This is a genomic window from Curtobacterium sp. BH-2-1-1 (assembly GCF_001806325.1).
GTDB lineage: Bacteria > Actinomycetota > Actinomycetes > Actinomycetales > Microbacteriaceae > Curtobacterium.
Genome location: NZ_CP017580.1, coordinates 1,646,331 through 1,660,278 on the forward strand (window position 1 = coordinate 1,646,331; position 13,948 = coordinate 1,660,278).

Genomic DNA, 13,948 nt, shown 5'->3' on the forward strand with positions numbered 1-13,948 from the left:
CCAAACCCCTCGTCCGGGGGGCTCCGAAGGAGGGCGGGCACGGAGGATCAGGACGCCCGTCCCGTTGACCCGAACCTCGGGACGGGCGTCCGCCCGGGCCGGATCAGGCGGTGTGCGACGCGTCCGCTCGCGACCGCAGCCGCACGGCATCGATGTGGTGCCGCATCGCCGCGACCGCCGATGCGGGGTCCTCGGCCAGTGCGTCGAGGACTGCGCGGTGCTCCTGCACGGCACGGTCGGTGTCGTCGCCACCACCCTCGACGATCTGCCGCATCCGGTGGACGCGGGTCGTGATGATCTCGGACATCTCCTCGAGGAACGGGTTCCGCGTCGCGTCGAAGACGACCTGGTGGAACTGCCAGTCGGCACGGAAGAACCGCGCCATCAGCTCCTCGGACGCCGCACCCGCACCGATCGCGGCGATCTCCTCGGCCACGGCCGCCTGCTCGGCGAGCGCCGTCGCCAACCGTGACCGCAGGGCGGGGACGTCGCCGCGCGCAGCCAGCTCGACGGCCCCCGACTCCACGATGAGTCGGGCGTCGAAGAGGGCCTCGAGCTGGTCGCCGGCGAGCGGCGGGGACACCCGGTACCCCTTGTTGGCCTCACGCGTGACGAGCCCGGTGCGTTCGAGCTGCACGAGCGCCTCGCGCACCGGGGTCGGCGAGACGCCGAGGGAGCGGGCCAGTCCGTCGATCGACAGGCGCATGCCCGGTTCGACGTCGTGCCCCATCAGGACCTCGAGCACCCGGTCGTAGACGCGGTCGCGCAGCCCGAGCTGGGTGATGCGCTCGGTCCCGAAGCCCGGCATCGTGGTCGACATGCATCGATCCTAGAGAATCCAGGATCACGGGCGCCTCGCCCCGGTCCGGATCAGTAGAGCGCGTCGATGCCGATCAGGTCGCCGAGGCCGAGGGTCCGCTGGCCGGTCTCGCACGTCGTCGACGCGGGCTTCATCACGAGGCCGCTCGTCGCCGCGGTGTGCCCGAGGCCGTACGCGTGCCCCCATTCGTGCGTGGCGACCCCGCGCAGGTCGAAGCGCTTCCCCGAGCAGGTCGACGCGGCGGACCAGTCGACCGACGTCGAGTACCGCTGGTCGGCCTCGACCGCGACGCCCGAGCGCGACCAGACGCAGGTCACCGCGAGGGTCCCGGCGCGCAGCGATCCCCACCCGACCATGTTCGAGCCGTCGGACGCGCCGCAGCCACCGGTGGCGGTGACGCCCATCGCGCGCTTCCGGCTGCCGAGGGGCGTGTCGTCCGCCGTCGACTTCACCGTCCGGCCGCACGCCGACGTGGTCCCGGTCCAGGCGTCGGCACCGGCGCCGATGGCTGCTGCGCCGGACACCTTCTGGTTGTTCGGGTTGTAACTCCACTCGACGGTGTTGGCCCAGCGGAAGCCGAGCTTCGTGTACGCCGTCGCGGAGCAGCTGGACGTCTTGCCCGTGGCCGCCGTCGACGACGACGCTCCGCCCGTGGCCCGGAGTCCGGAACCGCCCGGGAGCGTCCGGTGCGCGAGGGCGGCACGCTCCTGGCGGATGGCTGCCGGCGCCCCGGACCACTGGTCGTGCACGAGGACCGCGACGCCTGAGCGGCCGGTGTTCGTCACCGACACGTCCCCGTCGTCGGTGCTGCCCGCTGCACCGACCGGCATCGCGGAGACCGTCGTCCCGACCGGCGGCACCCGGAACTGCCGACCGTCGGGCAGCACGACCGTGCCGGACGACACGGCACACCCCGACGACAGCGCGGCGACGGTGATCCGGTCCCCGCGGCAGGACGGTGCGGCATCGGCGTGCGGGACGCCGACCGACGTGGTGACGACCGCGGCGAGCGCGATCCCGAGCACGACCGCCCCTGCGGTCACGGTGGACATCCGCACGTTGTCGACCCTCCTGGTCCGCTGTACCGGCAGCCCCCTGCCGGGCGCAGTCAGTGTGCGGACCCCCGGACGGCGCGGTCAACCCCCCGAACTGGCCGTGCGTAACCTGAGCGCCGCTCTCCTATTCTCGGAACCGGCGATCCGCCGCACACGACCCGCAGAACGGAACCACCACGATGGCACGACCCGAACGCGCCGCCGGACGACCGAGGCAGCTCGTCCTGCCCCTGGCAGCCCTGGCCGTCACCGCCGCGACCCTGCTCGCCGCCACTCCGGCCGCCGCAGCGCCGGCCGCCACCCCGGCGGCCGCAGCGACGGCCACCCCGACCTCGGCCGCCACGACCCCGAGCCCGACGGCCGCGGCCGCCACGGCACCCTCGACCGCCACGCCGCCGTCCGCGACGACGACCGCTCCGGCCGGAGCACCCACCGACCTGGCGACCGATCCGCCCACCGCCCCGACGACCCCGGCGCTGCGGTCGTTCACTACTGCAGCCCCCACCGTCACCGGCAGCCTGAAGGTCGGTGGGTCCCTGACGGTCGCCGCGCCGGCCTGGAAGCCCGCGCCGACGACGGTCGGCTACCGCTGGTACCGCGACGGGGTCGCGATCGGCGGCGCCTACAAGACCCGGTACACCCCGACCGTGTCCGATCGGGGCCACAAGCTCACCGTCTCGATCACCGGATCGCGGTCCGGCTACGAGACGGTCACGCGCAACAAGTACGTCGGGATCGTCGCCCGCGGTGACGCCCCGCGCGCGACGAAGAACCCGGCGGTCACCGGCATCACGCGGAGCGGCAGCGTCCTGACGACGTCGCAGGGCGCCTGGAACACCTCCGGCCTGACGTACCGGTACGAGTGGTCGCGCAACGGGACCGTCGTCCCGAGCATGACCGGTCGGACCTACCGACTCGGGTACTACGACGTCGGGGCGAAGATCTCGTCCCGGGTGATCGTGTCGAAGAACGGCTACACCGACGGTGCCGCTCGCAGCGCGGCCACCGCGGCGATCTCGAAGGCCGCGGTCGCGTTCTCCGGGGACGGCACGTTCCGCGTCGGCACCCAGGTGAAGGCCGGCACGTACTACTCCACGACGAAGACGAGCCAGCTCTGCTACTGGGCACGGCTGAGCAGCGCACAGGGCCGGTTCGACGACATCCGGGCGAACGACCTCGGCTCGGGTCAGCGACTCATGACGATCTCCAGCTCCGACAAGTACGTCGAGCTCGACGACTGCGGTTCCTGGTACCCGGTCGGTTCGGCCGGACCGAAGCTGGCGAGCATCACCTCGGACGGCGTCTACGTCGTCGGCCCCCAGGTCAGCGCGGGCACCACGTGGCGCACGTCGGCTCCGGCGGGCTGCTACTGGGCGACGTACTCCGCGGCTGACGGTGACATCGAGTCGATCATCGCGAACGACTACCGCGACTCCCGGGCGACCGTCACCGTGACGGTCCCGAAGAACGCCGTGGGCTTCGAGTCGAGCGGCTGCGGCACCTGGAAGAAGGTCGGCTGACCGACGCGCACCACGTCGGACGGGAGGCACGTGGCGGCCCCGCACCGCGCCTCCCGTCCGACACCGCGACAGCGGTCAGGGCACCCGCACGAACCGCGGCGCACCCCGCTCCCGCAACCGGAACCCGAGGTGCTGGTACAGCCCGATCGCCCCGGTGTTGCCGGCGGCGGCGTGCATGAGCGGCGTCTCGCCCCGCGCGCGGATGCCGTGCGCGACGTCGAGCACGAGGCGCCGTCCGAGCCCCTGCCCGCGGAAGTCGGCGTCCGTGCACACCGCACTGATCTCGGTCCACCCCGGCGGGTGCAGACGTTCCCCGGCCATGGCGATGAGGCGGCCCCCACGCCGGACGCCGACGTACCGGCCGAGCTCGATCGTGCGGGGCAGGAACGGCCCGGGCTTCGTGCGGGCGATGAGCTCGAGGATCTCGGGGACGTCGTCGGGGGTGAGCTCGACGGCTTCGGGGTCCGGAGCGCCCTCGATGTCCTCACCGGTGAGCTGCACGCCCCCGGAACCCTCGACGGCGTGCCAGCCCTCGGGGAGGACGGCGGACGCACCGACGCCGAAGGCCGCACCGGGTCCGAGCAGCGCGCGCACGTCGTCCCAGTCCGCGGCCGTCGGTCGCTCCGGGATCCCGGTCCAGACCGACACGTCGGGCAGGTACCGCGCGATGTCGCCGCGACGCTCGGCGAACCGGGCGTGCTCGCCGTTCAGGGACGCGAGCGCGGGGTTGTCGAGCAGCCGGGTCGGGGTGCCGTCGTCGGCGATCGTGAGGTCGAGCGTCCGCACCGCCGCGCCGCGGGGGTCGCCGCCGCGGAAGCCCAGGTCCTCGAGGCGGCGCCGGTCCCCGTCCTCCCAGCCGGCCGTGTCCGCGACGACGGCGGCGGCGTAGGTGTTGCGGGCGCGGGCGACGACGGCCTCGACGTCCGTCGCGGTGGTCAGGACGACCGCTCCGGGTCGGGTCAGGTCGGTCGTCGGGGCATCGGTCGTCATGGGTCCATCCTGCGACGCCGCGGACACCGACCGCACATCGTTGCACCGCGTGACACGGCGCCGGACCTCGCACCGTGCGAGGTGCTCCCACCACTGTGCGAGGTACGTACTACTGTGCGACGCAATGACCCCCGCACGCTGCGCGGTTCCTCGCACGCTGCGGAACGCGCGCGACAGGCGCTACGCCAGCCGCGCCGCCACGAACGCCACCATCCGCCGCACGAGCTCCGCGCGCGACGTGGCCCGCCGGTACTCGTGCCCCTCGCCTGCGAGCTCGAGGTACTCCACGTCGTGCGACCTCGCCGTGAGCGCCTCGACCACCTGGTGCGCCTCACCGATCGGCACGTTGGTGTCGAGCTCGCCGTGCACGACGAGCAGCGGCGCGGTGACGTCGTCGATCGCCCGCATCGGCGACAGCGAGTCGAGCAGCGCGGCGTCGTCCACGGGGTGGCCGTACTTCGTCGCGGCCGCGGAGGCGATCCACGGCTCGGTGTCCCGGTAGAAGGTCGCGAAGTCGCTCATCCCGCACACGGCGACGCCGGCCGCGAAGACGTCCGGCGTGAACGCCAGGGACGCGAGGGTGGCGTACCCGCCGTACGAGCGGCCCTCGACGGCGACGCGGGAGCGGTCCGCGTACCCGTTGGACACGAGGAACCGCGCGCAGTCCACGACGTCGGCGAGCGCGTTCCAGCGCAGCCCGAGGTCGTCGGCGTGCACGAAGTCGCGCCCGTACCCGCTGGACCCGCGGATGTTCGGCGCGAACACCGTGATGCCCGCGGCGGCGAGCGCCTGGTGCTGCGGGGAGAACGTGGGTCGCTCCTGCGACTCCGGTCCGCCGTGCAGGTGGACGAGCGCTGCGCGCGGCTCGGGAGGCACGGCACCGACGTCGGGACCACCACCGGACGACGACGTGGCCGGCTCCACCGCCCGGTACAGCCAGCCGGTGATCTCCAGTCCGTCGCGCGCCGCGAAGCGCTCGAGCGTCGGCTCGACCAGCGGCACCTCCGGCAGCCCGGGGACGCCGGTGACCCGGCTCCACGTCAGCGCGTTCGTGTCGAGGCGCCAGAGCTCCCGCGGCCGCAGGGGTCCCTCGACGGCGAGCAGCACGCTGCGCCCGTCGCGGCTGAGGACCGGGTCGGTGACGACGTACCCGGGCAGGTCCGGCACGGGCGTCCGCGAGGCGTCGTGCGTGTTGATGAGGTCGAGTTCGCTCCGGCCGTCGACGTTCCAGACGAGCAGCAGGGTCCGGCCGGCGTCGTCGGCGTCGAGGTACTCCAGTTCGGCGTCGTCGCGCTCGGTGATCCGTCGGGGTGCACCGCGCCATCCGTGCGGGCCGACCGGCTGGGCGACGAGCCCGCGACGGGGCAGCCCGGCCTCGGTGGCGACGTAGGCGACGAGCGGACTGGTCTCGCTCGCGGGTGCCGGTCGGAGGAAGGCGATCTCCGCCGAGCCGTCCGGCGAGTCGGCGAGCAGCGCGTGGCTCTCGTCGGTGAGCCGGTCGACGACCACGACGAACTCGTGGCCGCGCTGCCCGTCCCGGAGCACGACGAGGCGCTCCTCGACGCTGAGGTCGAGGATGTGGATGAGCTCCCCCACCGCGAGGTCGTCGCGGTCGCCGGAGACGGGGTCGACGAGGTAGGAGCGGGCGGGCTGGTCGGCCTCGGTGGACGGCAGGGTGATGACGACCCGGTGGCCGCTGCGGCTCCACGGCCCGAGTTCGGCGTGCTGGTACCGCGACCCGGCGATCTGCGCGGCGTCGGTGCCGTCTGGTCGGACCACCCAGACCTGCTGCTTCACGCCGCCGTCGGTCGCGATGGCCACGGCGAGCCACTCCCCGTCGGAGGACCACGTCACCCGGATCACGGGGTCGTCGGACAGCCGGATCCGTACGGGCTCGGGTGCTTCGTCGCCGACGACGACGTCCTGCACGAAGACCTCGGGGGTGCCGTGCCGGTCGCTGACGAACGCGACGCGGCGGGCGTTCCGCGTCATGGTGGGCCCCCACGATCCCCAGGCCGCGACGAGGCGCTCGCCCAGGTCGGCCGCCTGCCGGGCGCGTGCCGACGGCTCGAGGTGGGTCGCGCCTCCTGGCCGCACGGCGGGCCCGCTCACCGCACCCCCTGCTGCTGCAGCCACATCTCGATCAGGCCGAGCTGCCAGAGCGCGTTCGCGCCGATCTCGGTCCGCGTGCTGTTCGGGTCCTGGAGCATCCGCTCGACCGTACCCGGATCGAAGAGCCCGCGCTCCCGCGCCTCCGGGGCGTGCAGCGCCTGCCGGACGCGCTCGAGGTACGGACCCTCGAGCTGCCGGATCGCCGGCACCGGGAAGTACCCCTTCGTCCGGTCGATGACGGCGTCGGGGACGATGCCGCGGGCCGCGCGCTTCATGACGCCCTTGCCGCCGTCCGCGAGCTTGAGCTCGGGTGGGATCGCGCCGGCGAACTCGACGAACTCGTGGTCGAGGAACGGCACGCGGGCCTCGAGTCCCCACGCCATCGTCATGTTGTCGACGCGCTTCACCGGGTCGTCGACGAGCATCGTCATCGTGTCGCTGCGGAGCGCGGCGTCGACGCTGGTCTCGGCTCCCGGCACGGCGAACGCGGCGTCCACGAACGCCGAGGGCGTGTCGTCGTCGCTCCGCCAGCGTTCCCCGAGCAGGGGTTGAAGTGCCGGCCACCGGCGGTCCATGAACACCGAGCGGTAGACCTCGGCGGCCTGGTCCCGCGGGACGGACGCGAGCGGCGGGTACCAGCTGTAGCCGCCGAGCACCTCGTCCGCACCCTGCCCGGACTGCACGACCTTGACGTGCTGCGACACCTCTTCCGAGAGCAGGTAGAAGGCGACGCAGTCGTGGCTGACCATCGGCTCGCTCATCGCGCCGATCGCGCCGTCGATGCCGTCGAGCAGGCGCGACGACGGGATGCGGATGCGGTGGTGGTCGGTGCCGAAGTGGCGCGCGACCTCGTCGGAGTACTCGAACTCGTCGCCGGACTCGCCACCGGCCGACTCGAAGCCGATGCTGAACGTGGCGAGGTCCTGTTGCCCGGCCTCGGCGAGCAGTGCCACGACGAGCGAGGAGTCGATCCCGCCCGAGAGCAGCACGCCGACCGGGACGTCGGCGACCATGCGGCGCTCGACCGCGGTGCGGAGCTTCGCGGTGAAGGCCTCCTGCCAGTCCTGGTCGGTCCAGTCGGCCTTGTCCGGGTCGCGCTCGAAGCGGGGCTCCCAGTACGTCTCGTCACGGGAGGTCCCGTCACGCTCGATGACCCGGACGGTCGCGGGCGGCAGCTTGCCGACGCCGGACAGGATCGTGCGGGGCGCCGGGACGATCGAGTGGAAGGTCATGTACGACGCGAAGGCGACCGGGTCGATGCTCGTGTCGACGCCACCACCGGCCAGGACAGCGGGCAGGGAGCTCGCGAACCGCACCCCGCCGGGGACCTCGGCGACGTAGAGCGGCTTGATGCCGAGCCGGTCGCGAGCGAGCACGAGCCGGCCGCTGGCGTGCTCCCAGATGGCGATCGCGAACATCCCGACCAGGTGGTCGACGAACCGGGTGCCCCACTCGGCGTAGGCGGCGAGGATGACCTCGGTGTCCGAGGTCGAGAAGAACTCGTGGCCCCGGCCGCGCAGCTCGTCGCGGAGCTGTCGGTAGTTGTAGACCATGCCGTTGTAGGCGATGGTCAGTCCGGCACGGGGGTGCACCATCGGCTGCGCGCCCGCGGTGGACAGGTCGACGATCGACAACCGTCGGTGCCCGAGCGCGACCGGTCCGCGCGCCCACAGCCCGTCGCCGTCGGGGCCGCGGTGCACGAGGCAGCCCGTCATCCGCGCCACGGCCGCGACGTCCGGCGCAGTCCCGTCGAACCGGAGTTCTCCCGCGAGTCCGCACATCAGCTGTCCCCTGCCGTTCCGGTGATCCAGGTGTCCTTGGCGCCGCCGCCGCGCGAGGAGTTCACGACCATGCTCCCCTCCGGCGCGACCCGCGTGAGCGCGACGTCGGCGAGGTGGGTGTCGTCCGGCCCCGTGCCCGTGACGTAGACGAAGGCACGCAGGTCGACGTGCCGGGGGTCGAGGCCGGCCGGGCCGATGGTCGGGTGCGACGACAGCTGCACGACCTCCTGCCCGACCCAGCGGTCGGGCTCCGCGGCGATCGCCCGGCGCCGCTCGGCGACCTCGGGAGCGCTCGCGCTCGGACCGATCAGGACGTCCCGACCGCCCTCGCCGTCGACGGGCTTCGTCACGAGCTCGCCGACGCGGTCGAGCACGGAGAGCCGCTCGCCCTCGATGCTGGTCCGGTACGTGGGGACCGAGTCGAGCAGCGGCTTCTCGTCGAGGTAGTACCAGATGAGGTCCGGCACGGTGACGTACATCGCCTTGTCGTCGACGAGCGCGTTGCCCGGCGCGTTGGCCAGGTGCACACCGCCGGCCTCGGCGACGTCGAGGATGCGCGCGCCGAGGTCCGGTGCGTGCTCCGCCGCGAGCGCGCTGACGTCGCGGTCGATGCGCAGGTACAGCCCGTGCAGCACGTCACCCGTCCGCGCCTCGACGACGTGTCCGTCGCGGACGTCCAGGTCCGAGCCGGCCAGGAGGCGCAACCCGGCCCCGTCGGCCAGCCTGCGGTGCTCGAACCACGCGCCGGCGGCGGGGCCGTCGCTGATCAGCGCGATCACCGGGTCCGGTTCGCCGGTCACGGCGGTCGCGTTCGTGCGGAGCGTGTCGCGGAGGCGGTCGACCACACCGTGCGGGTCGAGCAGGTGCTCCGGCCGTGGGGCGTCCGGCACCACCTCGTCCATCAGCTCGCGGAGCGCGATGCCGTACGCGACGCCGGAGGGCGACCGGACGTTGTCCTCGAGCACGCGCCACCCGCCGAACTCGTTCCGGACCAGGTCGAACCCCATCACGGGCGCACGCACGGCGTCCTGCGGCAGCCGGGCGGCCGCCGGGTCCCACCCGTTGGCCCCGACGAACTGGCGCTCGTCCATCGCGCCGTCCGCCACGATCCGCCGGGGCCCGTAGGCGTCCCGGAGGAACAGCTCGATCGCGCGGGCGCGCTGCCCGAGGCCGGCGGCGAGCTGGCTCCACTCGTAGGCGCTGACGGTCCGCGGGACGAGGTCGCAGCCGAACGCCTGGACGCCGCCGTCGACCACGAAGCCGACCTCGTGCTCGCGGGTCCAGGTGTCGCGGGCGGCGCAGCGTTCGATCGTGGTCTCGGCGTCCCACCCGCGGAAGAACACCGCGAGGTCGCGGAACGCGGGGCGGGGCCGGGCTCCCGGACCGACGGCCTCGTCACCGGCGCGGACGCGGTACGACGGCAGCGTCACGGTCGGGTGCTCGGTGCGGCCGGAGGGCGTCCCGGCGGTGTCCTCGACGACCGAGGCCACGACGTCGTCGAGCTCGCCGCGCTCGGCGTACGCGGTGCGCTGCCGGTCCGTGGAGTTCCCGCGGGCGAGGGTGTCCTCGACGAGCTCCGCCACCGTGCCCCAGTCGCCGAGCTCCTCGAGCTCCGGACGGAGCCGTGAGACGAGCTGGCGGACGGCGGTCTCGGCGGGCAGCCGCTCCGGGTGCTGCCCGAGCCCGAGCAGTTCGCCGGTCAGGCCACCGCGGGCGGCCTGCCACATCGCCGCCCGGTGCAGGGGCTCGCTGCGCGGTCGCCACTCGGCTCCGGACTCGACCGCCTTCTCCGCCTTGCGGACGGCGGCGCGGAACAACCCGGCGATGAGCACGGCGTCGTCCACGATCGGCGTCGCGTCGCAGACCCGGAGCTCGAGCGTCGGGGCGTGCGAGGACGGCCGCACGTCGAAGTACGCCATCTTCTTGTCGGCGATCACCCCGGACGCGATGAGGTCGTCGAGCATCGCGTCGTACTCGGCGGCGTCCTTGACACGCCCGAAGCTGCCGGCCGAGGGCCAGCGCTGCCAGATGATGCTGCGGAACGACGAGTATCCGGTGTCCTGCCCGTTCCAGAACGGACTCGACGCACTGAGCGCCAGCAGCACCGGCAGCACCGGGGCCACCCGCTGGGCGATCTGCACCGCCAGGTCGCGGTCGCTCACACCGACGTGCACCTGCAGGCCGCAGATGAGCTGTTCGTCGACGAGCATCCGGTACTGCTCCTGCATGCGGCCGTACCGCCCACCGGAGGTCAGCTCGAAGTCGGCGTACTCCGACCGCGGCGCGGTGCCGGCAGCGGCGATCGTGACCCCGGCGGGGGCGATCGCGGCGCTCAGCTCGCTGCGCAGGTCGACGATCACCCGTCTCAGGTCGTCGAGGGTGCGCACCACGGGGGTGTTCGTCTCGATGGTCGTGCGCTGGAGTTCAGCGCCGAACCGGTCGGCGGGCAGTTTGGGCAGAAGGCGCGGGGCCTTCGCGGAAAGTCGTCCGGAATCGAGGTCGATGAGGTGCAGTTCTTCCTCGGCGCCGAGCGTCAGCTCTGCACTCATGGGCCGAACCTATCGCCGCACCTTGTGGAAGGCCCCGCCCGACGGCAGATCGTCGCATGCTCGAAACAATGCCGCACGGGGTACACCCCGCTGGGAGCGCCGGCGCCGCGGCACGTAGGAACGAAGGATGCCCACCACCGTGTTCTGCCTGCACGCCCTCGGATCGAGTTCCGAGGAGTTCGTCGGGCTGCGGTCCCGCCTCGCCGGGACGCTCGACCTGGTCGGGATCGACCTGCCCGGGTTCGGCACCAGCACGGCCGCGACCGGCACCACCGTCGAGGAGATGGTCGTGCTCGTCGAACGTGCGATCGGCCGGAGCGGTGCCACCGACTGGGCGCTGATCGGGCACTCGATGGGCGGGAAGGTGGCGTCCGTCGTCGCCTCGCGCACCGTCGACGGCAGCAACGGCCTGTTCGGCCTGCGCGCCGTGGTGCTGCTCGCCGCGTCGCCGCTCTCCCCGGAGCCGATGGACGAGGAGCGCCGGCAGACCATGCTCGACTGGGCGTCGGACGGCGAGATCGGCCCCGACGAGGCGGATGCGTTCGTCGACGCCAACACCGCGTCCCGCCTCGACCCGGAGCCACACGCGATCGCCGTGCACGACGTCGAGCGCGCCGTCCCGCAGGCCTGGACCGACTGGCTCGTCCGCGGCAGCCGCGAGGACTGGTCGACCGTCTTCCCGCCGAACCCGGTCCCCGCCCTGGTGCTGGCCGGCGCCGAGGACGGCGACCTCGGCCCCGAGGCCCAGCGGACGCTGAACCTGCCGCACTGGACCGCGGGCGAGTTCGACGCGGTGCCGGACGCCGCGCACCTGCTGCCGTGGGAGCAGCCCGACGCCGTCGCCGACCGCATCCGCGACTTCTGGCACCGTCGGGTCGACCACGGTCCGCTCGTCCCCGCCGAGACCGCCCGCGTCATCGCCTCCCCCCGCGTGAGCGCACGGACCCGCGGCATCCTCGCCGTCCGAGCGCTCCCGGACGCCCCGGACCGCGAACCGCGTGCCCTCACCCGCGAGCAGCTCGACACGTTGCGCGCCGTGGCCCGCGTCGTCGTCCCGCAGCCGGGCGACCGCCACCTCGACCTCGCGCTCCGCGTCGACGACCAGCTCGCCGACGAACTCGGCGACGGCTGGCGACCGGACGGTCTCCCCGCCGACGTCGAGGCCTACCGTGCCGGACTCGACGCACTCCGCAGCGAGGCCGCGCAGGGCGACGAGCACCTCGCCGGGGTGCTCGACGCGGTCACCGCGGGCGAGTACACGCCGACGACGGGCCCGCTCGACGGTTCGCAGCTGCGAGCCTGGCTCGAGGACGCCAGCGTCGACCTCGCCAAGCAGTGGATGGCACACCCCGCGACGATGGCCGCGGTGGACTACGACGGCTTCGCCAACGGCGGCGACGGGCTGCGCAAACAGGGCTTCCTGCTCCTCGGAGCCGGCGAGCGCGAAGCATGGGAACCGACGGGAGCCGGACGATGAGACTCGACCACCAGCGCCACCACAGCGAGGACGAGGTCGTCGACGTCGTCGTCGTCGGGACCGGCGCGGGCGGCGCACCGCTGCTCGCGACCCTCGCCCGCCGAGGCCTCAGCGTCGTCGCGCTCGAGGCCGGCCCGAACACCGACCCGGAGCAGTACACCCCCGACGAGGTCGAGGCGCCCGGGGACATCAACTGGATGGACGAGCGGATCAGCGGCGGCAGCGCCCCGACCGCCTTCGGCCCGAACAACAGCGGCACCGGCGTCGGCGGCTCGACCCTGCACTGGGGCGCGTTCACACCGCGGCCGAACCAGCACGACATCCGGCTCCGCACCGACTCCGGGCAGGGCGAGGACTGGCCGATCGACCACGCCGAGCTCACCCGCTGGATCGAGCAGGCCGAGCACGACGTCGGCGTCGCCGGACCCGCGCACTACCCGTGGGACCCGGAGCGCCGCTACCGCATGGGCCCGCCGCCGCGGAACGCCTCGTCGGACATGATGATCCGGGGTGCCGCCGCCGTGGGCGTCACCGCCACGGACGCCCCCGTCGGCCTCACCACCGAGGACCGGCACCAGGAGCACCACGGGCTCCGCCAGGCCTGCGTGTCCTGCGGTTCCTGCCACCAGGGCTGTCGGAACGGCGCGAAGGTGTCGATGGACACCACCTACCTGCCCGCCGCCGTCGCGTTCGGTGCGGAGATCCGCGCCGAGGCGTTCGTGCACGGCATCGAGCTCGACGCCAGGGGCCGGGTCGAGGCCGTCGTCTACCGCCAGGACGGCCGCGACCACCGGCAGCGCTGCCGCACGCTCGTCCTCGCCGCGGGTGGCATCGAGACCCCGCGCCTGCTGCTGCACACCGGGATCGCGAACAGCAGCGGCCAGGTCGGCCGGAACTTCACCGCGCACGGGGCCACCCAGGTCTGGGCGACCTTCGACGAGTCGATGCGGTCCTACCGCGGGTACCCGTCGTCGATCATCACCGAGGACTTCGTCCGCCCCACCGATGCCGACTTCGCGGGCGGTTACCTGATCCAGAGCCTCGGCGTGCAGCCGCTGACGCTCGCCACCTCGCTCGTGCGGGGCGGTGGGCTCCGCGGTGCCGCGCTCGTCCGGGCGCTGCAGGACTACCCGCGGATGGCCGGCGTCGGCATCAACGCCGAGTGCCTGCCGTACGACGACAACCGGCTCGTCCTCGCCGACGAGGTCGACGCGAACGGGGTGCCGAAGGCCCGCGTCACGTTCTCGCCCGGGTCGAACGAGGAAGCGATCACCCGCCACGCGGTCCGCACGATGACCGCGATCGTCGAGGCAGCGGGCGGCACGGACGTCCGGGTCCTCGACCGCACGGCGCACACCGTCGGCACGGCGCGGATGGGCACCGACGCGGGGAACTCGGTCGTGGACGCCGCTGGCCGGTCGTGGGACGTGCCGAACCTGTGGGTCGTGGACAACTCGGTGTTCCCGAGCTCCCTCATCGCGAACCCGGCGCTGACCATCATGGCGCTGTCGCTGCGCACCGCCGACCGGCTGCTCCGCGACGACGCCTCCGCCGACCGCGAGCAGGCCGCGACCGCCGTCGCCTGACGCGCGAGCCGAGGGACGGGAGGCGCGGTGCGGGCTCGCACCGCGCCTCCCGTCCGTC

The 13,948-nt window shown here is 73.4% G+C and carries 9 protein-coding genes; 3 read left to right on the forward strand and 6 right to left on the reverse strand.

Annotated elements, in window-relative coordinates; translation table 11 throughout:
* Positions 1-103: 103 nt before the first annotated feature.
* Positions 104-820: a GntR family transcriptional regulator gene (locus BJK06_RS07785; RefSeq protein WP_070417415.1), complete on the reverse strand. Its 717-nt coding sequence runs from the start codon at positions 818-820 to the stop codon at positions 104-106.
* A gap of 50 nt (positions 821-870) precedes the next feature.
* Positions 871-1,872: a matrixin family metalloprotease gene (locus tag BJK06_RS18185; protein ID WP_083295133.1), complete on the reverse strand. Its 1,002-nt coding sequence runs from the start codon at positions 1,870-1,872 to the stop codon at positions 871-873.
* A 182-nt stretch (positions 1,873-2,054) separates the two neighbouring features.
* On the opposite strand from BJK06_RS18185, the gene BJK06_RS07795 reads away from it, so the two are divergent.
* The gene (locus BJK06_RS07795; protein WP_070417416.1) at positions 2,055-3,395 is read left to right on the forward strand and encodes a hypothetical protein; all 1,341 of its coding nucleotides are present in this window, start codon (positions 2,055-2,057) and stop codon (positions 3,393-3,395) included.
* A 75-nt stretch (positions 3,396-3,470) separates the two neighbouring features.
* On the opposite strand, the gene BJK06_RS07800 is transcribed toward BJK06_RS07795, so the two are convergent.
* From BJK06_RS07800 to BJK06_RS07815, 4 genes are all read right to left on the reverse strand, one after another.
* Positions 3,471-4,385 (reverse strand): GNAT family N-acetyltransferase, encoded by a 915-nt coding sequence (locus BJK06_RS07800; RefSeq protein ID WP_219810663.1) that lies wholly within the window; start codon positions 4,383-4,385, stop codon positions 3,471-3,473.
* 180 nt (positions 4,386-4,565) lie between these two features.
* Positions 4,566-6,497 carry a prolyl oligopeptidase family serine peptidase gene (locus BJK06_RS07805; protein WP_070417417.1) on the reverse strand — a complete coding sequence of 644 codons (1,932 nt, stop codon included), beginning with the start codon at positions 6,495-6,497 and terminating at the stop codon, positions 4,566-4,568.
* The gene (locus tag BJK06_RS07810; protein ID WP_070417418.1) at positions 6,494-8,278 is read right to left on the reverse strand and encodes an N-acetylglutaminylglutamine amidotransferase; all 1,785 of its coding nucleotides are present in this window, start codon (positions 8,276-8,278) and stop codon (positions 6,494-6,496) included. Before BJK06_RS07810 ends, BJK06_RS07805 begins: the two co-directional genes overlap by 4 nt.
* Positions 8,278-10,827, reverse strand: a complete 2,550-nt coding sequence (locus BJK06_RS07815) for a carboxylate--amine ligase/circularly permuted type 2 ATP-grasp protein (protein ID WP_070417419.1) — start codon at positions 10,825-10,827, stop codon at positions 8,278-8,280. The genes BJK06_RS07810 and BJK06_RS07815 overlap by 1 nt, the downstream gene beginning before the upstream one ends.
* Positions 10,828-10,954: 127 nt before the next feature.
* Between BJK06_RS07815 and BJK06_RS07820 the strand changes: the two genes are divergently transcribed.
* Complete coding sequence (locus BJK06_RS07820; RefSeq protein ID WP_083295134.1) at positions 10,955-12,304, forward strand: alpha/beta hydrolase; 1,350 nt, start codon at positions 10,955-10,957, stop codon at positions 12,302-12,304.
* A complete protein-coding gene (locus BJK06_RS07825) occupies positions 12,301-13,890 on the forward strand; it encodes a GMC family oxidoreductase (protein WP_070417420.1) in 1,590 nt (529 codons plus the stop codon). The genes BJK06_RS07820 and BJK06_RS07825 overlap by 4 nt, the downstream gene beginning before the upstream one ends.
* Positions 13,891-13,948: the final 58 nt, after the last annotated feature.

Coding starts and splice junctions, on each gene's coding strand:
- BJK06_RS07820 (WP_083295134.1), top strand. CDS start 10,955: ATGCCCACCACCGTGTTCTGCCTGCACGCCCTCGGATCGAGTTCCGAG.
- BJK06_RS18185 (WP_083295133.1), bottom strand. CDS start 1,872: ATGTCCACCGTGACCGCAGGGGCGGTCGTGCTCGGGATCGCGCTCGCC.
- BJK06_RS07810 (WP_070417418.1), bottom strand. CDS start 8,278: ATGTGCGGACTCGCGGGAGAACTCCGGTTCGACGGGACTGCGCCGGAC.
- BJK06_RS07795 (WP_070417416.1), top strand. CDS start 2,055: ATGGCACGACCCGAACGCGCCGCCGGACGACCGAGGCAGCTCGTCCTG.
- BJK06_RS07815 (WP_070417419.1), bottom strand. CDS start 10,827: ATGAGTGCAGAGCTGACGCTCGGCGCCGAGGAAGAACTGCACCTCATC.
- BJK06_RS07825 (WP_070417420.1), top strand. CDS start 12,301: ATGAGACTCGACCACCAGCGCCACCACAGCGAGGACGAGGTCGTCGAC.
- BJK06_RS07785 (WP_070417415.1), bottom strand. CDS start 820: ATGTCGACCACGATGCCGGGCTTCGGGACCGAGCGCATCACCCAGCTC.
- BJK06_RS07800 (WP_219810663.1), bottom strand. CDS start 4,385: ATGACGACCGATGCCCCGACGACCGACCTGACCCGACCCGGAGCGGTC.